Annotated in this window: 18 protein-coding genes; 8 read left to right on the top strand and 10 right to left on the bottom strand. The window is 70.2% G+C overall.

Features of this window, described 5'->3' with window-relative positions:
* Positions 1-259 precede the first annotated feature (259 nt).
* The 5 genes from yidC to ACQP2E_RS22360 form a co-directional block, all read right to left on the bottom strand.
* Complete coding sequence (gene yidC, locus ACQP2E_RS22340; protein ID WP_433834004.1) at positions 260-1,237, bottom strand: membrane protein insertase YidC; 978 nt, start codon at positions 1,235-1,237, stop codon at positions 260-262.
* A 157-nt stretch (positions 1,238-1,394) separates the two neighbouring features.
* The gene (locus tag ACQP2E_RS22345; protein ID WP_433834006.1) at positions 1,395-1,670 is read right to left on the bottom strand and encodes a DUF6412 domain-containing protein; all 276 of its coding nucleotides are present in this window, start codon (positions 1,668-1,670) and stop codon (positions 1,395-1,397) included.
* Positions 1,671-1,683: 13 nt separating this feature from the next.
* On the bottom strand, positions 1,684-2,451 hold the full coding sequence (locus tag ACQP2E_RS22350; protein ID WP_433824880.1) for a hypothetical protein: 768 nt from the start codon (positions 2,449-2,451) through the stop codon (positions 1,684-1,686).
* Complete coding sequence (locus ACQP2E_RS22355; protein ID WP_433824881.1) at positions 2,444-5,458, bottom strand: SNF2-related protein; 3,015 nt, start codon at positions 5,456-5,458, stop codon at positions 2,444-2,446. Before ACQP2E_RS22355 ends, ACQP2E_RS22350 begins: the two co-directional genes overlap by 8 nt.
* Positions 5,455-5,898: a DUF5990 family protein gene (locus ACQP2E_RS22360; RefSeq protein ID WP_433824882.1), complete on the bottom strand. Its 444-nt coding sequence runs from the start codon at positions 5,896-5,898 to the stop codon at positions 5,455-5,457. The genes ACQP2E_RS22355 and ACQP2E_RS22360 overlap by 4 nt, the downstream gene beginning before the upstream one ends.
* Positions 5,899-5,974: 76 nt before the next feature.
* Between ACQP2E_RS22360 and ACQP2E_RS22365 the strand changes: the two genes are divergently transcribed.
* Genes ACQP2E_RS22365 through ACQP2E_RS22385 form a run of 5 tightly spaced genes read left to right on the top strand, consistent with a single transcriptional unit; the run spans position 5,975 to position 15,098 of the window.
* Positions 5,975-7,003, top strand: a complete 1,029-nt coding sequence (locus ACQP2E_RS22365; RefSeq protein WP_433824883.1) for an alpha/beta hydrolase — start codon at positions 5,975-5,977, stop codon at positions 7,001-7,003.
* A gap of 30 nt (positions 7,004-7,033) precedes the next feature.
* Positions 7,034-8,272, top strand: coding sequence for a hypothetical protein (locus ACQP2E_RS22370; RefSeq protein ID WP_433824884.1), 1,239 nt, complete (start codon positions 7,034-7,036; stop codon positions 8,270-8,272).
* A gap of 32 nt (positions 8,273-8,304) precedes the next feature.
* Complete coding sequence (locus ACQP2E_RS22375; RefSeq protein WP_433824885.1) at positions 8,305-10,518, top strand: glycoside hydrolase family 9 protein; 2,214 nt, start codon at positions 8,305-8,307, stop codon at positions 10,516-10,518.
* A 33-nt stretch (positions 10,519-10,551) separates the two neighbouring features.
* Positions 10,552-11,814, top strand: coding sequence for a cytochrome P450 (locus tag ACQP2E_RS22380; RefSeq protein WP_433824886.1), 1,263 nt, complete (start codon positions 10,552-10,554; stop codon positions 11,812-11,814).
* Between the two features lie 50 nt (positions 11,815-11,864).
* The gene (locus ACQP2E_RS22385) at positions 11,865-15,098 is read left to right on the top strand and encodes an NACHT domain-containing protein (protein WP_433824887.1); all 3,234 of its coding nucleotides are present in this window, start codon (positions 11,865-11,867) and stop codon (positions 15,096-15,098) included.
* Between the two features lie 3 nt (positions 15,099-15,101).
* Here the strand turns inward: ACQP2E_RS22385 and ACQP2E_RS22390 are convergent, their stop codons facing one another.
* Positions 15,102-15,452: an STAS domain-containing protein gene (locus ACQP2E_RS22390; RefSeq protein ID WP_433824888.1), complete on the bottom strand. Its 351-nt coding sequence runs from the start codon at positions 15,450-15,452 to the stop codon at positions 15,102-15,104.
* A gap of 257 nt (positions 15,453-15,709) precedes the next feature.
* Here ACQP2E_RS22390 and ACQP2E_RS22395 point away from each other — a divergent pair, with 257 nt between their 5' ends.
* Both ACQP2E_RS22395 and ACQP2E_RS22400 read left to right on the top strand, forming a co-directional pair.
* Positions 15,710-17,161, top strand: a complete 1,452-nt coding sequence (locus tag ACQP2E_RS22395) for an amino acid permease (RefSeq protein ID WP_433824889.1) — start codon at positions 15,710-15,712, stop codon at positions 17,159-17,161.
* On the top strand, positions 17,158-18,021 hold the full coding sequence (locus ACQP2E_RS22400) for a universal stress protein (RefSeq protein ID WP_433824890.1): 864 nt from the start codon (positions 17,158-17,160) through the stop codon (positions 18,019-18,021). The genes ACQP2E_RS22395 and ACQP2E_RS22400 overlap by 4 nt, the downstream gene beginning before the upstream one ends.
* On the opposite strand, the gene ACQP2E_RS22405 is transcribed toward ACQP2E_RS22400, so the two are convergent.
* The 3 genes from ACQP2E_RS22405 to ACQP2E_RS22415 all read right to left on the bottom strand — a co-directional run bounded on the left by ACQP2E_RS22405 (position 18,018) and on the right by ACQP2E_RS22415 (position 21,254).
* Positions 18,018-18,995: a serine/threonine-protein kinase gene (locus ACQP2E_RS22405; RefSeq protein WP_433824891.1), complete on the bottom strand. Its 978-nt coding sequence runs from the start codon at positions 18,993-18,995 to the stop codon at positions 18,018-18,020. The genes ACQP2E_RS22400 and ACQP2E_RS22405 overlap by 4 nt on opposite strands.
* Positions 18,996-19,339: 344 nt before the next feature.
* A complete protein-coding gene (locus ACQP2E_RS22410) occupies positions 19,340-20,251 on the bottom strand; it encodes a hypothetical protein (protein WP_433824892.1) in 912 nt (303 codons plus the stop codon).
* Between the two features lie 67 nt (positions 20,252-20,318).
* Positions 20,319-21,254 (bottom strand): sulfotransferase family protein, encoded by a 936-nt coding sequence (locus ACQP2E_RS22415; RefSeq protein WP_433824893.1) that lies wholly within the window; start codon positions 21,252-21,254, stop codon positions 20,319-20,321.
* A gap of 419 nt (positions 21,255-21,673) precedes the next feature.
* On the opposite strand from ACQP2E_RS22415, the gene ACQP2E_RS22420 reads away from it, so the two are divergent.
* Positions 21,674-22,336 (top strand): hypothetical protein, encoded by a 663-nt coding sequence (locus ACQP2E_RS22420; protein ID WP_433824894.1) that lies wholly within the window; start codon positions 21,674-21,676, stop codon positions 22,334-22,336.
* Here the strand turns inward: ACQP2E_RS22420 and ACQP2E_RS22425 are convergent.
* The gene (locus ACQP2E_RS22425; protein ID WP_433824895.1) at positions 22,320-23,429 is read right to left on the bottom strand and encodes a ScyD/ScyE family protein; all 1,110 of its coding nucleotides are present in this window, start codon (positions 23,427-23,429) and stop codon (positions 22,320-22,322) included. The genes ACQP2E_RS22420 and ACQP2E_RS22425 overlap by 17 nt on opposite strands.
* Positions 23,430-23,557: the final 128 nt, after the last annotated feature.

Consider the following 23,557-nt stretch of genomic DNA (forward strand, 5'->3'; position numbering starts at 1 on the left):
CTGTCCGTTTGGATGACCCTTTTGGTGTCCGTACAGACATGAATGCGCCAGCCATGTTTCAACCCCGAAAAGGCCCTCTATCAGGCATTTCTTTGGGTACGCCAGAACCACCCACGCTGAGCGCGGGGATGCCCGTGCAGCCCACGCACGAACGGACACCCGGTCGAAAACCGGGCGCCCGTCGGGTGCCCTGCGAGATAACGAGAAATATCCCTGAAATCAGGACTTCAATACGGCTCGCCGCAACGATGAATCGCCGTCAGCGTGCGGTGCTCCGACCGTACCCACGCTGTTTGCGCCTTGCCGGTTTGGCACCCACCTTGGGTGGGGCGACCGGCGTGACCAGCGCTTTCGGAGCCTGCGACCGACGGTCCGGCGAGGAGGCCGACGAGGAGGATGGCGAGGAGGATGGCGAGGAGGATGGCGAGGAGGCCGGCGAGGAGGCCGGCGAGGAATCGGCGGAGGCCGCAGCGACCGGCGGGAGGGGGTAACGGCGCAGGATCCACGCCTGCTGACCGAGGGCGAAGATGTTCTGGGTGACCCAGTAGAGGACGACGCCGATCGGGAAGAGCACGCCGGAGACCAGCAGCGACAGCGGGAGTCCGTAGAGCATGACGCGCTGGACGGTGCGGGCCGGCTCGTCCTGCGCCCAGCCCGACTTGCCGATCATCTGCCGGGTGCTGAGGTATGTCGTCGCGGTCATCACCAGGATCAGCACGGCCGCGACCAGCTTCACGGCGAGATCGCCGGTGGTGAATCCCTCAACGATCGGCGCACTGAACATTTTCGCCTGCACGGCGCTGCCGAACTGGGTGAGCGTCCAGCCGTACAGGGTGCGCGACGCCTCGCTGGTGACGTCCGGGCGCAGGTGGCGCAGCACGTGCAGCAGGCCGATCACGACCGGGATCTGCACGAGCATCGGCAGGAACTGGGCGAGCGGGCTGACCTTTTCCCGCCGGAACAGTTCGCCGAGCTCCTTCTGCAGCGTCTCGCGGTCGCCCTTGTGCTTCTCCTGCAACGCTTTGACCTGCGGTTGTACGCGCTGGGTCGCCCGCTGCGAACGCACCTGCTTGATGATCACCGGGAAGAGCGCGACACGGACCGTGACGACGAGGAAGACGATGCCGAGCACCCAGGCCCAGGAGGTGCCGAGAGTGGGCAGGTCACCGAGCAGGCGCTGCCAGGCGGCATGCCAGAACAGCAGGATGGCGGAGATGGCGGAGTAGACGGGTTCCATCATGGAAAGTGATCCTTTGCGGACGCACTGGACTGGGGACAGTCGGCAGTGGCCGCCCAGGTGCGGTCGCGCGGTCAGCGCGGGGCGAAGATCAGCGCCGGGCTAGGTCAGCACGAGGCGAAGATCAGCGCAGGGCTGGATCAGCACGGGCGAAGGATCAGGCGGCCACGAGCCGCCGGGTCGGACCTCGGGGACGGGTGCGGCCGGGTGCGTCAGGATCACGGTGGCGGGGCACACCGGTGCGCCGGGCGCGGTCGCGCATCTCGGAGCGGCTGACCGGCGGATGGGCGACGGTGCGGAAATGGGTCATGGCGCCGGCGGCGACCGCTGTCAGCAGCAGCACACCGGCGACGCTTGCCGCGCCGACGATCATCGCGGTGGGGCCGGCGTCGGTCAGCATGCCGACCAGGCGCCAGAGGGCTTCCCACCACATCACGTCGGCAAGGCTAGCTCCCCTGCGCAACCTCGGCATCGGACAGCGCCGCGTACGCGGGACGCAGCACCTCGACGATCGGCTTCCCGTGGTGACTCAGCGGCGGGGCATCGAGTTGATCGAGGAGGGCGTCCGGGCGTACCCCGGTGGGTGCGGCCGCCGGGGGCGGCGGATAGTTCCCCCAGAAGGCGGCCGGATCATCAGGATCGACGAGGGGAACCCGCTCCGGCGGCGACGCGGGCGGCGGAGCGACCATCCCGTCGACCGCGGCTGATTCCCGGGCGCGGCGCAAACGCATCAGCAACTCGTCGCGGGACCGGCCCCGCCAGGTGAACACCTCGAACGGGTCGGCCTCGAACGCGCGGGCCAGGGCGTAACACGTGGCCGCCAGGTGTGCGCACGGCATCGGCCACCGCTCGCAGGTGCAGTCCAGCGCGACCTCGTCGAGTGAGAGCGGCAGCAGCCCGAGCCCGGCCTCGGCGAAAACCGCCTCGATGCCGTCCGGCATCCGCCCGTCGAGGAGTCCGGCCACGTAACGCGCCTCGCTGACCAGTGCTTTCTCCACCCGGGCCCACTCGGTCGCGCCGAACGAGCGGACCGCGATGCGGGAGCGGAACGCGGTGGTCTCCTCAGGGCCGCGGACCAGGGCGACGACCAGGCTGGAGGAGACGGTCAGGCTGCGCACGTGACCGGCCCGCTCGTCGCGGCGGCCGCGGGCGAACGTCGGGCCCATCCGCAGGGCCTCGAACATGCCGAGGAAGGCCACTGGCAGGTCAGTCAACGATGGCCTCCGGGAGCAGGGCGAACAGGTCCCGCAGCTCGCTTGCCGACAGTGCGCTCAGCCAGCTCTCGCCGGTGCCGACGATCCGTTCGGCGAGCACACCCTTGTCCGCGATGACCTTGTCGATGTTCTCCTCCAGGGTGCCGAGGCAGACCAGGTTGTGCACGTGCACGTCGCGGCGCTGACCGATCCGGAACGCCCGGTCGGACGCCTGCGTCTCGGTCGCCGGGTTCCACCAGCGGTCGATGTGGATCACGTGGTTCGCGGCGGTCAGGTTCAGGCCGGTGCCGCCGGCTTTCAGCGACAGCACGAAGATCCCGGGGCGCGCGGCCTGCTGGAACTCCGTGACCATGGCGTCGCGCGTCCCGCGCGGCGTGCCTCCGTGCAGAAACTTCACGGGTACGCCGAAGCGGGCGGCCAGATGCGGCGTGAGCATGGCGCCGAACCGGGCGAACTGGGTGAAACACAGCACGCTCTCCCCCGCACCGAGCGCCCGGTCGACGATCTCCTCGAGGCGGTCGACCTTGCCGGACCGGCCGGGCAGCGGCGAGTTGTCCTTGAGCAGCAGCGCCGGGTGCACACACGCCTGTTTCAGCTTGGTCATCGCGGCCAGGACCAGGCCCTTGCGCCATTTGTCGCCGGGTTCGGCGAGCCGGTCGAGCAGGTCGTCGAGGACCGCCTGATAGAGGCTGACCTGCTCGGTCGTCATCCCGCACAGGTGCCGCACGTGCCGTTTGACCGGCAGGGTGGCGGCGATGGCCGGATCGCTCTTGGTGCGCCGCAGCAGGAACGGCCGGGTCGCCTGCCGCAGCCGGGCCGCCGCGTCCTCGTCGCCGTACCTTTCGATCGGCACCGCGAACCGCGCCCGGAACGTGTGCGCCGAGGCGAGAATGCCCGGATTGAGGAAGTCGAGAATCGACCAGAGCTCAGCGAGGCGATTCTCCACCGGGGTGCCGGTGAGCGCGATCCGGTTGCGCGCCGGGAACCGCCGGACCGCTTTGGCAGCGCTGCTCCCCGCGTTCTTGATGTGCTGCGCCTCGTCGAGCACCACCCGGTCCCAGGCGATCCCGGCCAGCACGTCGGCGTCGCGAACCGCGGTCTGGTAGGTGGTCAGCACCAGGTCGGCACCGCCGGCCAGTGTTTGTGCGTCAGCCCGGTCGGCGCCGTGCAGCACCCGGACCCGCAGCTGGGGCGCGAATCGCTCCGCCTCGCGCTGCCAGTTGCCGAGCACCGAGAGCGGGCAGACCAGCAGCGCCGGACCCTCACGACGGTGCAGCAGCAGGGCGAGCAGCTGCACGGTCTTGCCCAGCCCCATGTCATCGGCGAGACAGGCCCCGAGCCCGAGCCGATCAAGAAAGGCCAACCACGAGAAACCCCGCATTTGGTACGGCCGGAGCACTGCCCTGAGATCTTCCGGTGGGTCGAGGACCTCCAGCCGCTCCTCCAGCCGGCCGGTGAGCAGGTCGGCGAGCCAGCCCTCCCCCCGGGCGTCGGTGACCGGCAGCGGCAGGCCTTCCGGCGGGAGCAGGCGCATCGTCGCGAGGGCGTCGCCGGCGGTCATGGTGCCGCCGCCCCGGCTCAGGAACGCGAGCCCGGCGGCAAGCCGTTGCGGGTCGAGGTAGACCCACCGCCCGCGCAGCCGGACCAGCGGCACCTTGGCCCGGGCCAGGTCGGCCAGCTCGTCGGAGGTGAGGGTGCGGCCGCCGAGGGCCAGCCCCCAGCTGTAGGACACCAGCTCCTTCTTGCCGACCGCGCGGTCCCGCAGCACTGTCGAGACCGGGTCACGCCCCCGCACGTCGAGCGACAGGCCGAGGCTGGAACGCCGCTGCCACCAGGCCGGGAGCAGCACGCCGTAACCCGCCTCCTCCAGCAGCGCCGCGTGGCTGAGGAAGCCGTGGGCACCCTCGGTGTCGAGCAGCATCTCGGCGGGCCGGGCGCCGCGCAGGGCATCACCGAGCGCCGGGTAGAGCCGGGCGGCCCGGCCCAGGCCGGCCAGCAGCCGTTCCTGCGGGTGGCTGGTCCAGCGGCTGAGCGGCGCGAACGTGTCCCGCCACACGTCGGCGGCGGTGACCAGGACGCTCGGCTCGTCGGCGGCCTGGAGCAGGAACTCGAGCCGCCAGGCGTCCTGCGGCAGCGGCACCTCGTCGGGGATCACCGGCTCGTGCTCGCGGGGGTCGCTGAGCCGGAAACAGACCCGCACCTCGGCGCCCCGGGCGGCCTGCTCGAACCAGGCGTCCAGCCGCCCGGCCAGCTCGTCGATCAGCGCGGGCGCGGCGTCGAACTCGGGCTCACCGCCGAGCGCCGCGAGCCACCCGTAATCGGCGAGGGTGACGCCGGCCTCGGCGAGCCGGGTGCGGACCAGGCCGTCGACAAGCCGGTCGAGGGCAGCGGGCAGCAACTCCTCCGCCGGGTGGTCACCGGCGCGGCAGGCTGGTGGCATGGTTTCCAGCAACGCGGCCCGCCGGACCGCGTCGGCGCCGATCATCACCGGCTGCCAGACCGCCGCCGGGCGAGCGCCGCCGGACTGCACGGCGGGCAGCACCCGGCCGCGCCGGACCAGGCTCGCGGCGAACCCGCACAGCTCGACGAGCCACGCAGCAGACGGCGCGACCCGCCCGTCGAACTCGGCGACCAGATCGGGGTCGAGGAACGGCACGGTCACGGCCGGCACCCGCCAGGTGCGTGCCCGGGGCGTGCCCCGGCGCGGCGGCATCCCGAGCTGCGGCGACGACAGCGGCCCGGACGAGGTCGACGGCAGCGTCAGCAGGGCGGCGTCGCGCACCTCGCCGGACGGCAGCTCCCCGGCCGCCGCGGCGAACGGATGCCAGGGCACGGCGCCGCGCGACGCCGGTTTCCGAGCCGGCGGTTTCCGAGCCGGGGGTTTCTGACCTGCCGGTTCCTGAATCGGCGGCGCTGTCTCCTCGGCCCAGAGGTTGAGGTCACCGTCGCGCCCGACGAACCCGTGCAGCACCCGGACCGTGGCCAGGATCGGTGAGCCGGCCGTCATGCCAGCTCCCAGGTGAGATCAGGTGGGCGGACCCGGGCGCAGCGCGGCCCGCCCTCGGCGTCGGTGAGGCCCAGCCGGGCCACGAGGGTGCCCTCGCCACCGGCCGCGGAGCGCAGCAGCGGACCGGGGATGTCGCCGAAGAGCAGCTTGGCCCGGCGGAACATCGCGAACGCCTCGCCGTCGACAGCGCCCCAGCTCAGGTAGAGGAACCGCCGCCCCGGACCGCCGTGCACCCACGGCCCGCCCACGTCGATCCACCCGTCGACGTGGCGCACGTCGACGTCGAGCTCCCACACCGCGCTCTCCGCCTGAACCGGGACTCGCTGCACCACCTCGGCCTTGCGCTGCACGCCGACGTGCACCCCGCCGAGCCGCAGCGCCTCCGCCTGGGGAGCGCCGGGCCGGCCGGGCAGGTCGTAGCCCTCGATCCGAATCCGCACGCTGAGGACTCTAGGCCGCCCCTACGACATTTTTACCCGCCCGGCGGGGCGGCTCACACGGCAGTAGGGTGCGTTCATGGAGGCTTGGGACGGTGCCACGGTGCGGTTCCGTTACCCCGATCCCGGCAAGCGTCTCGCCGCCGTGCGCCTGCTCTCCTCGGTCCGGCACGCCGACCTCGCGTACGCCGGCGACGGCTGGCACCTCGATCTGGACGCACCGCCGGCCCAGCGGATCGAGTACCGCTTCGAGCTGACCCACCCGGACGGCACCCGCGAGACCAGCACCGATCCGGGCAACCCGATGCACGCCGAGGGCGGGTTCGGCCCGTCGTCGGTGGTGCACCGCCCCGATTACACGGAACCGGACTGGCTGCACCGCTCCGGCCTGCACGGCATCTGGCGCACGGTGCACCTGCCGGTCCGTGGCCTGCAGGCCACCGTCGACCTGCGGATCTGGTCCCCGGACGGCCCGGACGCGGCGAGGACGAAAGGCCGGGTGCTCCTCGTTCACGACGGACCCGACTACGAGCGGTTCGCCGCCCTGGCCCGGTACTCGGCCGCCATGATCCGGGCCGGCAGCGTTCCGCCGTACCATCTGGTGCTTGTCGGCGGTGGTGACCGCGACGAGTGGTACTCGGCCTCGCCCGCGTACTCCCTGGCGCTGGCCGGCGAGATCATTCCGCGGATCCGGTCCGAGCTGCGCAGCCCGGCCGTCGTCGGCGCCGGGGCGAGCCTGGGCGCGCTCGCGATGCTGCACGCGCAACGCCGGCACCCGGCCGGGTTCGCCGGGCTGTTCCTGCAGTCCGGCAGTTACTTCCAGCCCCGGCACGACAGCCAGGAGTCCGGGTTCGCGCGGTGGGGGCGGATCGTCCGGTTCACCGGGCAGGTGCTGCGCGGTGGCCGGGGTCCGGGCGTCCCGGCGACGCTGACCTGCGGAGCGGCCGAGGAGAACCTGGCGAACAACCGTGACATGGCGGCGGCGCTGAGCGGCCAGGATTACCAGGTCGCCTTCGCCGAGAACCCGGACGCGCACACCTGGACGGGCTGGCGCGACGCGCTGGATCCGCATCTCACCGCGCTGCTGTGCCGGGTCTGGCCCGATTAAGACGAACCGATCAGAACGAAGGGGGCGGCCGTGGCCGACGTCGAGCACACCATCGGAATGTTGCTGGGCACCGAGGACGACTGGCCACGCGCTTACGAGGCGCTGCTGCGCCGCGTCGGCCTGGTCACCGGGCCGGACGGCCGCACCCACCGGGCCAGTCCGGTGCGGGTGACGATCGAACCCTTCAATCTTCGGTACGAACCGAAGCACGACCTGGTGATCGACAGGCTCGCGTACTGGTATTACCACCCCCGCGAGTGGCTCAAGAAGATCGCTCTGATGGACGGCGTGTACCTGCTGAACAGCCCGTTCACGTTTCAGTCGATGGAGAAGCACGCGGCGTACTGCGCGATGATGCGGCTCGGCCTGAAGATCCCGGAGACGGTTCTCGTCCCGTTCAAGAACCCGCTGGAGAACTCGCGCTGGGCGTACACGGCGGCGCGGTACAACACGTCGTTCGACCTGGAGGCGACGGCGGCGGCGATCGGGTACCCGCTGTGGATGAAACCGTACGACGGCGGCGCCTGGGTCGGTGTTTCGAAGATCCGTAACGCCGACGAGCTGCATGCCGCGTACGACGCCTCGGGTGAGCGCCTGATGCATCTGCAGGCGTCCGTCGAGGGGTACGACGTCTTCGCCCGGAGCCTGAGCATCGGCCCGGAGACGATGGTGATGAAGTTCCGCCCGGACGAGCCGATGCACGCCCGGTACGAGGTGGATCACAACTTCCTGTCGGCGCCGGCCGGCGACGAGGTGGTGACCATCTCCCGGCTGGTCAACGCGTTCTTCCGCTGGGAGTTCAACAGCTGCGAGTCGCTGGTGCGCGGCGACGAGGTGCACCCGATCGATTACGCGAACGCCTGCCCGGACGTCTCGCTGACCTCGCTGCACTACTACTTCCCGTGGGCGATGACCGCGCTGCTGCGCTGGACCGTGTTCTGCGTGGTCACCGGCCGCAAACCTCGCCTCGACACGGACATGTCGAGCTACTTCACGATCGCCGACGACACCTCCCTGTCGTACGCGGAGAAACTCGCCGGGTATCGCACGCTCGCCGACGACTACTTCGAGGTCGACAGGTACCGGGAGTTCTGCGACAAGCACCTGAGCAACGTCGACGAGATCGTGTACGACTGGGTGACGTCGGACGAGTTCCGGTCGCTGCTGCGCGAGACGGTCCGCGCGACGTACCCGGTGCACGAGCACGAGAAGTTCCTCGCCCACTTCGGCGGCCTGATCGACGCGTGGATCCGGGACCAGGAGCGTTGACGCGGTAACAACCGCGTAATAAACATAGGTCCATGTCTCGATGGGAGCGCTCCCGCATCATCGGCCTCACGGCCGCCCTACTGACAGTCGGCATGGCAGCACCGGCCCAGGCCGACGAGGTCGAACAGGTCGTCAACGGCGGATTCGACGGCGCCGCGGACCCGTTCTGGTCCTCGGCCGGTTCACCGATCACCCTCACCGGCGGCGTGGCCTGCATCGACGTGCCCGGCGGCACCACCAACCGCTGGGATGTGACGATCGGCCAGAACGACATCGACCTGGTCGCCGGCGAGAATTACCGGTTCGCCTTCGACGCCTCCGGCGACCCTGCCGGGCACGTGGCCCGGGCCATCACCGGTCTCGCCGTCGCGCCGTACGACACCTATTTCGAACAGTCGCCCCTGCTGGGCAGCGACCTGACCCACTACGAGTACACGTTCACCGCGAGCACCTCCACCGCACAGGGGCAGGTCGCCTTCCAGGTCGGGGGCAGCCCGGACCCGTGGCGTTTCTGCGTGGACAACGTCAGCCTCGTCGGCGGCGTCCCGCCCGAGGTCTATCAGCCTGATACCGGCCCCAGGGTCCGTGTCAACCAGGTCGCGTACCTGAAAAACGGCCCGAAGAACGCCACCGTGGTCACCGATGCCACCACCTCTCTGCCGTGGGAACTGCGTGACGCCACCGGCAAGGTTCTGAAGAAGGGGAGGACGACGCCGTTCGGCCTCGACCAAAGTTCCGGCCAGAACGTCCACACCATCGACTTCAGTAGCTACCGCCGCGAAATCCGCGGTCTTACGCTCACTGCCGACGGTGAGACCTCGCGGCCCTTCGACATCGGGACGGATGCCTATGAGCAGCTGAGAACAGATGCGCTCAAGCTCTACTACACCCAGCGCAGCGGCATCGAGATCCGCGACGACCTGCGTCCCGGCTACGCCCGCCCAGCCGGCCACGTCGACGTCGCGCCCAACCAGGGCGACGGCGCCGTGCCCTGCCAGCCCGGCGTCTGCGACTACGCCCTGGACGTGCGCGGTGGCTGGTACGACGCCGGCGACCACGGCAAATACGTGGTCAACGGTGGCATCTCGGTCTGGGGCCTGCTCAGTGAGTACGAGCATCTGCGCGGCTCCCGCACGGTCGGCCTCACCATCCCGGAGAGCGGCAACCGGGTGCCGGACATCCTCGACGAGGCCCGCTGGGAGCTGGAGTTCCTGCTGAGCATGCAGGTTCCGGCCGGTGAGGCGTACGCAGGAATGGTCCATCACAAGATCCACGACGCTGCCTGGACCGGTCTTCCGCTGCTGCCGCACCTGGATCCGCAGCCGCGGGAGCTGCACCCGGTCTCCACCGCCGCGACGCTGAACGTCGCCGCGACAGCGGCGCAGGCGGCGCGTCTCTACAAGCCGTTCGACGCGGCCTTCGCGAAACGCGCGCTCACCGCCGCGCGCACCGCTTATGCGGCCGCCACGGCCAACCCCCGTTTGTACGCACCGGAGAGCGATGGAGTCGGAGGAGGCGCCTACAACGACGCGAAGGTCGGCGACGAGTTCTACTGGGCGGCCGCCGAGCTGTACCTGACCACCGGGGAGAAGAAGTACCGCGACGACGTCCTCGCCGCACCGGAGCACACGGCCGACGTGTTCGGACCGGTCGCCCTGGACTGGGCCGCCACCGCCGCGGCCGCCCGCATCGACCTGGCGCTCGTGCCGAACAGGCTGCCCGGTCTCGCCGCCGTAAAGGCGTCGGTGGCGCGCGGCGCCGACAAGTACCTCGCGGTGCAGCGCGACCACGGGTACGGCGTCGCCTACGCCCCGGCGAACAACGTCTGGGACTGGGGTTCGAGCAGCGTCATCGCGAACAACCTGGTGGTGATCGCCGCCGCCGAGAAGCTGACCGGAAAGGATCGCTACCGCGACGGTGTGCTGATCGGGATGGACTACCTGTTCGGCCGCAACGCGCTGAACATCTCCTACGTGACCGGGTACGGCGAGGTCAGCTCGCAGAACCAGCACAGCCGCTGGTACGCCGCACAGCTCGACCCGTCGCTGCCGCACCCGCCGGCCGGAACCCTGGCCGGCGGCCCCAACTCGTCGATCCAGGACCCGGTCGCGCAGGCCAAGCTGGCCGGCTGCGTCGGGCAGTTCTGCTACATCGACGACATCGGTTCCTGGGCCACCAACGAACTCACGATCAACTGGAACGCGGCACTGTCCTGGCTCAGCGCTTACGTAGCCGAGACCGGCTGACGCGTTTTAGGCTGCCCTGCAGGGGGTGGCGTCATGCAGGCACTTCGATTCGCCGCGGCGTTGTACCGGCAACGGTTCGACATCGTGTACCACGGTTACGTGCGGCGGGACCCGATGTCCCGGCTGCACCTCAAGCCGGGACGTGACAACCCGTACGCGATCTACGACACCGTCCGGGCGGGTGGGGACCTCGTTCCCACCCGCCTCGGTAACTACGTGACGGCCTCGTACCCGATCTGCTCCTCGATCCTGCGGGACCGTCGTTTCGGCGTGCGCTCATCGGAGATCAACGGTCCGGGAGCGCCGGGCGACTCGCTCGACATGTCGTTCCTCGACCGCAACCCGCCCGACCACACCCGGCTGCGCCGCGTCGCCCAGCCCGCGTTCAGCCCGCGCCAGATCGGCGGTTATCGCGGCCTGATCGAACGCTCGGTCGACGAACTGCTCGACCGGGCCCTGGCGAAAGGCACCTTCGACCTGGTGCCGGCGTTCGCCGCGCCACTGCCGATCGCGGTCATCACCGATCTGCTCGGCATCCCGGAGGCCGACGCCGACCGGTTCGCCAAGCACGGCGCCACCATCGGCGGCGCCATCGACGGCATCCGCGGCCTGCGCCACGCCGCCGAGCTCAAGGCCGCCAGCGACGCCCTCGACACGGTGCTCACCGACCTGATCACGCTGCGCCGCCAGGCACCGGCCGACGACGCCGTCTCGCACATCCTCGCGGCCGAGGGTGATCAGATTCAGTCGTCGGAGATCCTGCCGATGTGCCGGCTGCTGCTCGTCGCCGGCTTCGAGACCACCGTCAACCTGATCGGCAACGCCGTCAACGCCCTGCTCGACCACCCGGCTCAGTGGGCCGACCTCTGCGCCGACCCGGCCGGTCTCGCCGAGAAAGCCGTCGAGGAGACGCTGCGCTGGGACCCGCCGGTGCAGCGAACCGCCCGGTGCGCCCTCGAGGACATCGAGGTCGGCGGCCGCGTGGTCGAACGCGACCAGTTCGTGATCACCCTGATCGGCGCCGCGAACCGCGACCCGTCGATCTTCTCCCGGGCCGGCACATTCGACATCCACCGCGCCCCGGAGGCCGACCACCTGGCCTTCTCCGGCGGCATCCACTACTGCGTGGGCGCTCCCCTGGCCCGCCTGGAGGCGGTCATCGCCCTCCAGCGCCTCGCCGAGCGCATGCCGGACCTGCGCCGGGCCGGCACCGTCCGCCGCCGCAACGCCACCCTGATCCGAGGCCCCATCGAGTTCCCGGTCCGCGCCGACCGGCGGGTCCTCGCCACTCACTGACAGCAATCAGACAGTCCGCGACCGTACCCGGAGACATAGGATCGCGCGCTATGCGGCGCGAACCCAGCCTGACTTTTGCAGGCGCCCTGGAAATCCTGGGCGCCCAGGACCCGTCGAAATACTCCCGCCTGAGCAAAGTTCTCGGCGGCGTCATCCTGGTCTCGGGCGTTGCGACCGCGGTCGCGACGCTGGGCCCGGCCGCCGCGCCGCTGGCCGCTGTCGCTCCGATCTGGGGCTGGGTCGACCAGAAGAACGAAGCGATGGGCCTGCTCCGTGACCTGCACAGCGCGTTCCGGCGCGGGCTCGGCAAGGCGCCGACACGCAAGCGGCGCGAGCTGGTCGCGGCCGCGCACACCAGCATCGTGGTCTCCTCGTTCTTCGAAGCGCTCCGCGAGACCGTCGGTGAGCGGATCTACGCCGCCCTGGAAATCACCCAGCAGGAACAGGCCGCCGTCGCCCTCGGCCCGCACACCGGGCTGCTGCGGGCGCTCTACGAGGCCGAGGTACCCGCACCCAGTGCCTCACAGGGCTTCGTGGAGACCGAACGCCAGGTCGGCGACTGGTACACCGCGCTGGCGGAACGGACCGAACAATTCCTCCACGGCCTCGCCGGGTGGCATCGCGGCCCGCTGGACGAGTCCCTCGGCATCCTCGCCGCCGAGAAGTACCGGGAGAGGTACGTCGACCTGGCCGCCGCCGTGCCGGAGTTCCGCATCTGGGCATCGCTCGACGAACACGCCGCCACCCGGTACGCGATCTCCGCGCTGGCCCACGAGCTCAGCAGGCAACGCGACGACCTGGCACGTGTGGGATTGCTGCTCGCTCTGACCGCGGGCACCCCGAATCAGCAGTCCGAACCGCAGGCCGTGGTTGCCAGGGCGAACCGCGCGCTGCTCGACCAGCAGATCATCAGCCCCGCGGAGGCGAAACACCTCGGACCCGTCGTGCTGCCCACGGTGGGCACCGCGTTCATCGCACCGTCCTACCGGGTCACCGAGACGAGCCCGCAGACCCGGGTGACCGACGAGTCGTGGTGGAGCCAGCTCCCCCGCCGCGAGGACCTGGACATCTGGCTGGCGTCCTACGCCCTGTCCCCGCAGGCGACCCGGCTGCCGCTGCTTCTGCTCGGTCACCCCGGCGCCGGCAAGTCGATGCTGATGCGCGTCCTTGCCGCTCGGCTGCCCGCCACCGATTACACGGTCGCCCTCGTGCCACTGCGGGCGGTGAGCGCCAACGCCACCGTTGTCGATCAGATCCAGCAGGCCCTCGACCGGTCCACGAACAAGCGGGTCTCCTGGGCGGATCTGGCTGATCGCAGCGTGGAAACGGTTCGGGTGATCGTGCTGGACGGCCTCGACGAACTGCTCCAGGCCTCACAACACGACCGCAGCGGCTTCCTGCAGGAGGTCATGGAGTTCCAGCGGGTCGAGGCCGAACAGGATCGCCCGGCCATCGTGATCGTCACCTCCCGTACCGTGGTCGCCGACCGCGTCGACATCCCGCTCGGCGCCGTCGTGCTCAAGCTGGACGATTTCGACGCCGGCCAGATCACACGCTGGCTGCAGGCCTGGAACGAGAGCAACGCGGTTCCGATCGCCGCGGGAACGATGCGCGGGCTCGCTCCCCAGGTCGCGCTTGATCAGCAGGAACTGGCCTGCCAGCCGCTGTTGCTCCTGATCCTGGCGCTGTACTCGGCTGACCCGGACGCCGAGCCGCTCAGTGAAGGCCTGTCCCGGACCGCGCTGTACCGCGACATCATCACCTCGTTCGGCCGGCGCGAGGTGCTCAAGAGCGGTCCGCTCCCGGACGAACGGATGCGGGATGCGGTGACGGCACAGACCAAACGGCTGTGCGTCGCGGCACTGGCCATGTTCAACCGCGGCCGGCAGACGACCACCGAGGCCGAGCTGACCGCCGACCTCGTCGCCCTGCACGGTGAGGGCTCGCTGGAGAGCGAGGATCCGGGTCAGCGGCTGCTCGGTGAGTTCTTCTTCGTGCACACCGCCGAGGCAACAGTGCTCGGTTCGGAGAGCGGAGCGAGGCGGCGCAAGGAGCGGCGGGCGTACGAGTTTCTGCACGCGACCTTCGGCGAATACCTGGTGGCCTATCAAATCCTCGATGAATTACGCGACATCGCGGACACCGCGTACTCCGGGCGGCGGATGCGCGACCCGGAAGACGCTCAGCTGTCCGCCATTCTGTCGCATCAGCCCTTGGCCGCACGGGGATCGGTGCTCACCTTCTTCCTGGACCTGTTCGTCGAGCTGGCCCAGCCCGAACGTGACGGCATCGTCCGCGTGCTCGAATTTCTCGCTCGGTCCTACCGGACGCGGGTCGCTCCGGAGACGTTCGGAACCTACCGGCCGACGGCTCCGGACACGGTCCGCCGGCTCGCGTGTTACTCGGCCAATCTGGTCATTCTGCGCGTTCTCGTGGCGCGCTCGGTGGTGCCCCTGAACGAGATCACCACCAGCGTCGCCGAGTGGGACTCCACCGTCGGTCTGTGGAAGGCCGGGCTCAGCACGGATGGCTGGCACGCCATGCTGAGCTGGCTGGACCGCAGCGGTGACAGTCTGCGGGCCTCGGAGGGCGACACCGCCGTGTCGCCTGTGACAGCCGACTACCACCACGCCGGTCTGCTGAACGACATCGCCACCCAGGCGAGGCTGAGGTGGGGACTCGTCTTCAACGACGGCCAAGCCCTGGACGACGGCAACGATCCCTCCTTGGCGGTGCTGGCTGCCATGTGTGGATACACGGTCGGGCGTTCCAGCATGAATCCGAGCACCGGAGTTCCGCCCGGCACCGATTCATCGATGACGAAACTCATCGCCAGCGTCGCCGAGCGGATGCTCCTGGGATGGCAGGCGGACGCCGTCTATGTGACGCGCTGTCTGCGCCTGGTACAGGAATTCGGCCGGCTCGAGGAGTTCGACCCCACCGTGCTCCTGGTGAACATATGCCGGCATCCGCAGATCCTCGTGGACATGCCCGAGCTGGGGAATCCTCAGCTGTATAGGGAGGCGAAGTTCGCGCCCCTCCTCCTCCGATGCCTGGCGCCGGAAAATACCGATGATGGTCTCCCGGTCTGGCAGAGCCTGGCGAAGGAATTGAGATTCATGCATCGGCAAGAAGCCATCCTCGTCAGCGCGCTCCCGGACGAGGCGGTGGAGCTGATCAGAAGTGTCATCTTCTCGATGCGGGAGGATAGCGTCCCCGGAAGCTACCGTGTTCACAATCTGCGCGACGGTTCCGAGCGGCTCTGGGACGGAGCGCTCCGATAACCGTCACATCCGGTAGGAGCGGGTGTTGGGTGGGCCTGCGGGGAGGCCGAACAGGTCGCACAGGCCGGTGACCCGCAGCTGGCGGTGGACGAACTCGCTCGGGTTGCGCAGCCGCACCCGCCCGCCGATGTCCAGCGCCGCGTGATGGGCTGTCACCAGCGCGCCCATCCCCATCGAGTCCATGAACGTCACGAACGTCAGGTCGACCACGAGCACCCTCGGCCGGTCGGTCTGCAGGACGAACATCAGTTCGGCCCGGACCGTGTCGGCAGTGGCCACCTCCAGGCTTCCCCGGACCTCGACGACGATCGCGCCGTCGGCCTGCCGCCGTGTGGTCATCACGGCCTCGCCCATCACGCCCTCCGAGCCGGGCGATGTGCCCGTTCGCCTCACGGTACCGCCCGGGATGGGCCCCACGCAGGCTGCCGCGCGGTCAGGCGATCACGGCGCACAAGGCGTACGCCGGGCTCGAAATCGACCCACGAAGCGTGCCGCGCGGCAACTCGGGTGACCGTTTTCGGCGCATCGCGCCGATCATCTTGCGACATCCGCGCCTCGAAGGACACGGTGGCAGGCACGGCGGTGGCATCGCCGCCACGGGAGGAGGCCTGATGAAGCCGGGGATCTTCGCGGTCCGCGACGTGAGTTCGCTGATCACCGACACGACGGGGGAAGGCCAGCTCAAGCGGGCGGTCGGCGCCACCCAGCTGACAGCGATGGGTGTCGGCGCGATCATCGGGACCGGGATCTTCGTGGTGATCGGCAAGGGCGCCGCGCTGGCCGGGCCGGCGGTGATCCTCTCGTTCGTGCTGGCGGCGGTGGCCTGTGCGTTCTCGGCGCTCTCCTATGCCGAGCTGGCGTCGACGATCCCGGTCTCGGGCAGTGCGTACACCTACGCCTACGCGACGCTCGGTGAGCTGGTCGCCTGGATCATCGGCTGGGACCTGATCCTGGAGTACGGCGTCTCGGTGGCCGCGATCGCGGTGGGCTGGGGCGGCAACCTGAACGCGTTCCTGGACTCGGCGTTCGGGGTGGCGCTGCCGGATGCCATCGCGAAGTCGCCCGAGGACGGTGGCGTCTTCAACCTGCCAGCCGTGTTCATCGTTCTGGCGATCACGTTGCTGCTGGTCCGGGGCGTGAGCGAGAGCGCACGCGTCAACCTGATCATGGTGGGGATCAAGCTCGCCGTGCTGGTGTTCTTCATCGTGGTGGCGTTCGCGAACTTCAGCACCCGCAACTTCCACCCGTTCGCCCCGGAGGGTGTCGACGGGGTGACCGCGGCCGCGGCGATCATCTTCTTCGCCTACATCGGCTTCGACGCGGTCTCCACCGGCAGCGAGGAGGCTCGCAATCCGGCCAAGGACCTGCCGCTCGCCATCCTCGGCTCGCTGATCATCTGCACGTTCTTCTACGTGCTCACGGTGGCCGGCGCGCTCGGCATCGCCACGCCGGAGCAGATGGCCGAGAGCGACGCGCCGCTCGCGGCCGCCCTCGACGAGGGCGCCGGGATGAGCTGGGCCGCCGCGATCCTGGCGCTCGGCGCGGTCGTCGCGATCACCAGCGTCGTCCTGGTGATCTTCTACGGCCAGACCCGGATCTTCTTCGCGATGTGCCGCGACGGCCTGCTGCCACGCCGGCTCGCCAAGGTCAACACCCGATTCGGTACGCCCGCACGCCTCACCATCGGCCTGGGCGTGCTGATCGCGATCCTGGCCGCCCTGGTGCCGCTCGGGACCATCGTGGAACTCGTCAACATCGGTACGCTGTTCGCGTTCGTGCTGGTCAACATCGGTGTGATCGTGTTGCGGCGTACCCGGCCGGACATGCCCCGGCCGTACCGGGTGCCGTGGTCGCCGCTGCTGCCGATCATCGGGATCCTGTTCGCCGTGTACCTGATGACCGACCTGCCGCTCGACACCTGGATCCGGTTCGTCGCCTGGCTCGCGGCCGGCATGCTCATCTACGCCTTCTACGGATACCGCCACTCCCGCCTGCGCCAGTCCGCCACCGCATCGGCCGACCCGCCGCAGCGCCCGGAGACGCGCGGTGAGGAACAGCTGTGACCGGCCCGGTGATCACCGGAGTGGACGGCGGCAGCTGTGCCACCGACGCGCTCACGCTCGGTCACTGGGCAGCCGGGCTCCTCGAAGCGCCGCTGGTGGTCGCGGTCGTACATCCGGCACCGGCAGCGATCGGCTCGGGCCGGGTGGACGCCGAGTGGGTCGCGGACCGGCGGGCCGCCGCCGACCGGGTCCTGGACGGCGCCCGTGCCACGCTGGGTGATCCGCCCGGAGTGGAGTACCAGGTGCTGGCGTCCAGTTCGGCCGCGCACGGGCTGCACGACCTGGCCGAACTCCGGCAGGCGTCGCTGCTCGTGGTGGGTTCCGGCGCGGCCGCTCCGGCGTCCCGGTTGTTCCCGGGCAGCACCGCGGAACGCCTGCTGGCCGGCAGCGTCTGCCCGGTGGCGGTGGCGCCCTCCGGGATGACCACGCCGCCGGGCACGCATGGCCGGATCGGCGTCGCCTACGTGGACACCCCGGACGGGCGGGCAGCTCTGAAGTCGGCCGCCCGGCTGGCCCGGCGTACCGGGCAGACGCTGCGGCTGGTCACCGTGGTGGCCCGCGGTGACGCCGCGCTGCCGTTCCTGCTGGGCTCGGACGCCGAGCGGGCGTTCCTGGACACCGCGCGGGAGACGTACGAGGAGGCGCTGCGCAAAGCGGCACAGGCCGTCCCGGATGTCACCGTGGAGTGGGAGGTCCGGTCCGGCGACGTGGTGGAGACACTGGCCGAGCTGACCGATGTGGATGTGCTGTTCTGCGGGTCGCGCGGTTACGGACCGGCCCGGCGGGTGCTGCTCGGCGGGGTGTCGGCGCGGTTGCTGCGCCGGGCCCGGCGGCCGCTGGTGGTGGTGCCGCGCGCCTAGTCCTTGCGGTGCCGGCCGACGCCGTCTGCCCGGATGACGCCCTCGACGCCGCCCCCCGCGGGAGTGGTCGCCTCCGCGGCTGCGCGCTCGTCCCATGCCGACACCGCCGGCGGATATTCCGGCTCGAAGCCCACGTCAGCGATCGGCACGTACACCCGCGCGTCCACCGCCTCGGCCAGCAGCAACGCGGCGACCAGCGCCGGTGGCCGCTCCACGGGCTCCCGGGACAGGCAGCGCGAGACGAGATCGAGCACCTCGGGCGGCAGCCCCTCGATGTGCGGCAGCGGAACCGGGTCCTCGAACCGCTGCGCCATCACCATCTCGGTGTGCGAGCGCGCGCTCCACGGCAGCCGCCCGGCCAGGCAGTGGTAGAGCAGCGTGCCGAGGGCGAACATGTCGGCCGCCGGGGTCGCCGGCAGGCCGTCGAAGCGTTCCGGCGCGATGTAGGCGGGCGTACCCATGACCGGCCCTTCCGGGTCCGGGTCGGGTGAGCCGACCGCCGCGGCGATACCGAAGTCGAGCACCTTCGCACCGGCCGGCGTCAGCATGATGTTCGCGGGTTTGATGTCGCGGTGCACCACCTGCTGGGCGTGCGCGGCGGCGAGGGCCGCGGCCACCTCGGCGCAGATGCGGACGCTGATCTGCCAGTCCAGCCGGCCCTCGGCGAGGTGCGCGCTGAGCGTCTGCCCGTCGACGAGTTCCATCACGATGTAGGGGACGTCCCGGTCCGGCGCCGGTGAGGTGCCGAAATCGTGCACCGCGGCGACGTTGGGGTGTGCGAGCCGCGCCGCCGAACGGGCCTCGGTGCGGACCAGGTCGACCCCGCCCTGACCGAGAGTGCCCTCCACCGCCGGCGCCATGATCTTGACAGCGACCGGCCGGTCGAGCACCCGGTCGTGACCGCGCCAGACCTCCGACATACCGCCGAGCCCGATGCGATTAACGAGCTGATACCGCCCGCCCAGCGTGCGCATCGTGCCTCCTCAGACCACCGCCGGGAACCCCAACCCGGCTGGCCCGGAAATACCCCGCCGGTCAGTGCACAAACGCCGCCGCGAGGCAGCACACACCCGATCGTGTCCGGAATCGGAAATAGCGGAGCCGCACCTTGTGGGTGCGGCTCCGCCATTGGACAGTGCGGCCGTTTTCCGGTGCACCTGACGCCGGGCGCAACGTTAGGCCACGTCGATCATCACCGCCAACCCGGACCCCACCCTGAGTGATTGGCATCTCAGCATGTGGCCTGGCTTCCAGCTCACCGCGTTTCGGGTTACAACCTTTGCTTACTCTGCGCGACTATCCACAGCCAAAATCAAGATCACACCACTTCGGTACGCAGATCGTGCGCGCCGTCCTCACGGGTCGCCTCGTAATAGATCCGGTGCTGCCCGTCAGGAAGTTCGGCGAGACTCAGGTACCGCAGGCCGAACGGCTCGTGCGGGCTGCCGATCGGCTCCCGGTCCTCGGCGACGAGCGGGCCGAACGTGCCGTCCGGCAGCCGGGAGCCGCGCGCCACCCCGGTGCGCTCCTCCCAGTTCTCCCCGGCCGTTGCCCGTCCGTCGTACGAAGCGGTGATCGTGTCGCCGGAGACCAGAACCGAGGTGATCCGCACGCCCCGCGCGTCCCACTGTCCGGGGCGGGCCGCCAGGGCGGTGCGCTGCCAGGTCCAGTGCACACCGTCCGGGCTGGTCGCGTACTCGGTGGTCATCCGGTCGGCGTCGTCCCAGGACTCCAGCGGGTGCACCGACGCCCACAGGTGCCAGCCCTGCTCGTCGTGGTGCAGCACCGGGTCCTTCACCGCGTGGTCCTCGTCGCCGGCGAGCACGGTGCGCGGCGTCGCGGCGGCGAGCCCCTCCGGGGTGTCGGCTTCGAGCAGGTCGACCCGCCAGTGCTTGGTTCCCGGCGTGGCGGCGCTGACGTAGAGGCGCCAGCGGCCCTCGGGCGTACGCACGAGGGCCGGGCGTTCGAGGGACTCGGCGCCGAATCCGTCCTTGGCGATCTCGGCGACCACCGTGAAGTCAAGGCCGTCGGCCGAGCGGGCCACGACGTTGGCGATGCCCCGGCCGGCGCCGATCGGCAGCCGCAGGCGGTAGGCGAGGTAGACGAAGCCGTCCGCCACCACCGTGCTGGGTGCGCCCGACCAGGCGCCGGGTTCGGTGCCCGGGGGCTCCACCACCACGGTGGAGTCTTCCCAGCGCGGCAGTGGCAGGGCCGTGATTCCGATGGTCAAGGCGGCTCTCCTGGGGTTGCGGCGACGGAACCCGTCAAGTTTGCATCATCTATAGAATTGGTGGGCTTTACCGGGCCTTGGCGTGTCGGTCCAGGCTGAGCCAGTCGTCGTACCGCTCCCCGGTGACCTCCTGGAGCAGGGCGATGTCCTCGGTGAAGTACGGCAGCAACGCGGCCCGCTCCTCCGGTGTGGTCACCGGGCGGTTCCCCCGCTTGCGGTGCAGCAGGGTGAGCAGCGGCCCGCGCGCCGCCAGGCGCAGCGGCACCGGGAAATGATGCCCGAAGGTGCCGCCTGCGCGCAGCAGGCCACGCAGCGCCTGGTTCACCGCGTTGTCCTCGACGAAGTGCCGGTTCACGTTCTCTTTCGGAATCGCGGTGAGCACGCCGGTCCGCACACCGAGGAACGAGCACACCCGGTCGAGGGTCCGCGCCGGGTCGTCCTTGAGATCGCGGTACCGCAGCAGCAGCACCTGCTCACGAGGGACGTGCTGGTAGAGGTGCTGGAGCTGCTCGCCGTAGAGGCCCAGCCCGATGTAGTGCCAGAAGTCCGCCCAGTGCGCGGCCTTGCGCTCCTGTTCGGCGTGGCAGGCCTCCAGGAAATCGGCCTTCTCCTCCAGCCCGGCGACCCACAGGTGGGTCCAGTTGGAGTGCGCGCGGTCCACCGGGTCACGCAACAGGATGATCAGTTTGGCGTCCGGGGTCAGCTTCGCGATCCGCTCGTGCGCCTTCAGGTCGTACAGATAGAAGGGTGTCGCCTCGCCCAGCAGCGCGCCGTCCGGCGCCGGGTCGAACAACGCCTCGTACTCGTCCTGACGCCAGATGTGCTCCTGGTACGTCTGGACGTCGCCGGGCCCGCCGATCGTGGGCGGCGGGCCGTCGGAGAGGAAGAACTTCGGCTCCTTCACCGACGGCAGGAACAGCTCAGGATGACCCACCAGCGCGGCATGCAAAGCCGTGGTGCCGGCTTTGGGCACACCGGCGATCAGGAAATCGGGCAGTGACATCTGGGCCCCCTCGGGGTGCGACGGCTCTCTCTCGAAAGTGAGAGTTAGCCTACAGATTCACTAGGAATTCGCAGCCCCGGGGCCGATGTGGCAGACGTCTCATCGCAGCAACCGGCGCCACCAGCGATCAGCACGGCGGAACCGCGGGCACCGCCCCGGTTCGCACAGCGCGCACTCGGTGCCGGCGCGGTGATGCTCATGCGCCCGATGCGGATGCCCGCAAACACAGTCGCTCATCCGGCGAGTGTCCCACACCCCTGGCCTTATTCCATTACACCGAGTAATCTTCGCCTTTCTCCGGCACGCTCAGCAGCGGATACTCGGTCACAGGTAGATGACACAGAGTAATGTGTGAACTTTTGTTCGCCCGCTGACGTATCGGAGAACGACAGGGAAGCTCTACCCCGGGAGCGCGCACCATGTTCCGGTTAATCCAGCTGCACACCGACGACGGTGTGCCCCGCATCGGCGTCGACCCAGACGGATACGTCAGCGCCCGCGCCGCCCTTGCCCACTACCGCACCGTCCCGGCGACCTACTTCGCCGTCGGGCGGTTCGACCACGAGGGCACCCTCACCGAGGTGATCCTCGACCCGATCTGCGGTCTCGACGGCGCCTGCCAGCGGCCGGCGTCGGTGGTTCACGCGAAGACCTTCGAACGGCTCTGCGAGAGCTGCTCCTCCGGCCTCGACGTGCTCACCGTTCCGCAGCTGGCCCGCCGGCTCGGCATCGCCTGCCGGCTCGCGCCGTCGGTGGCCCGTTTCCGGCAGTCCTCGATCGGCGGCCTCCGGGCGCCCTCCGGCAACCGGATCGCCCGCGAGTTCGCCGACCACGTGCACGACGTGGCCTGGCGGATGCAGCTCTGCTCCGAGCTGGTGGAGAGCCGGACCGCGCTGAACGGCCTGCTCATCGGCGCCGGCGCGCTCACCCACCGGCAGGTGCTCGATCTGTTCCCGGCTCTCTGCGCCCTCGGCGACGAGCTGCCGGCACAGGTCCGCTCGGATCTGTGCCGGGCCACAGCTCGCCCGCTCTCCCCGGCCGGGGTGGCCGGCCTGCGCCTGGGACTCAGCTTCTCAGGCTGACCCTCACCACCGAACCCGTACCCTGACAGACACTGCAGTTCGTGACGTACGCGTACTTGCCGCGGATCGCCACACCACCGGGCGCGGTCAGCCCGGCCGACGCCACCACGGCGTGCCTGCCCTTGCGGTCCACCCGGATCAGAGCGCCGGTGCGGTCACCGGAGAGCAGTCCCTTGTGGGCGATCTCCAGCGCGTACAGCCGGCCGCCGGGCGCCCAGGCCAGGTCGATGATGTTCGTGAACCCGGACGCGAAGACCCGGGGCGCCTGCCCCGGCACGACCCGCCAGATCCGCGCCTGACCGGCCGGGAACGGGAACCCGGTCAGCTCGCTGACGTAGTACGCGCCGTCCGGGCCACGGGTCACCGCGGTCGGCACCGCCTCCATGTCGATCGTGGTGCCGTCCGGCGCCTTCGCCGGGCGCCGCGGGAACGTCGCGACCGTGGTGATCCGGCCACGCCGGCCGACCTGGACCAGCGAGTTGCCGCCGGCGTCCACGACGAGCTGGCCGCGTTCGGTGGCGAGCAGGCCGTTCGGGTTGGTGTCCGGCGGGCTCACCCCGTCCGGGTTGGCGCTCTTCTCGTACCCGCCGATGTCGGCCAGCACGGACGGTGAGCGGCCGGCCCGGTACAGCTTCGCCATGCCGGCGAGCTGCGGCACCTGCGTACGCAGGTCCGGGCTGCCGCCGAGACCGAGCGTGTAGTACAGCCGGCCGTCCTCGCCGATCGCCACGTCCGACGGCCCGGTCGCCTCGGTGCCCTCCGGCGACGCGAGCGACGGGAGGCCGGACACAACCCGCCACTGCCGGCCCTGCGCGACGACGGTGATCGCCCCGGACCTGCCGAAGCAGACCTGACCGCCCTCCGGCCCGGCCTGGCACGGCCCCGCGCCACCCCGGCCGGACTCGGCGACGTAGAGCTCGCCGTGCGTACCGAAGGTGATGCCTCGTGGGTTGTCCAGGCCGGAGGCGATCGTCCGGAAGCCTGTCGCGGCCGCAGCCGGTGCGGCTGGGACCGGTGCGGCTGGGACCGGCGCGGCTGGGACCAGGAGCGCGGCTGCCCCCACGACGGCCGCGACAACACCCTTGGTGATCATCTGACTCCCCCATGTGTTCGGATACCTTCGCCAGATTCCGCCGGGTGTCCAGACCGGCACATCGCCCGAACGGTCCGGCGGCCTCCTGAGTCCTCGATCCGACCCCGATAGGAGTACCGGTACGGTCA

This window comes from Actinoplanes sp. CA-015351 (assembly GCF_050955685.1).
Classification (GTDB): Bacteria; Actinomycetota; Actinomycetes; order Mycobacteriales; family Micromonosporaceae; genus Actinoplanes.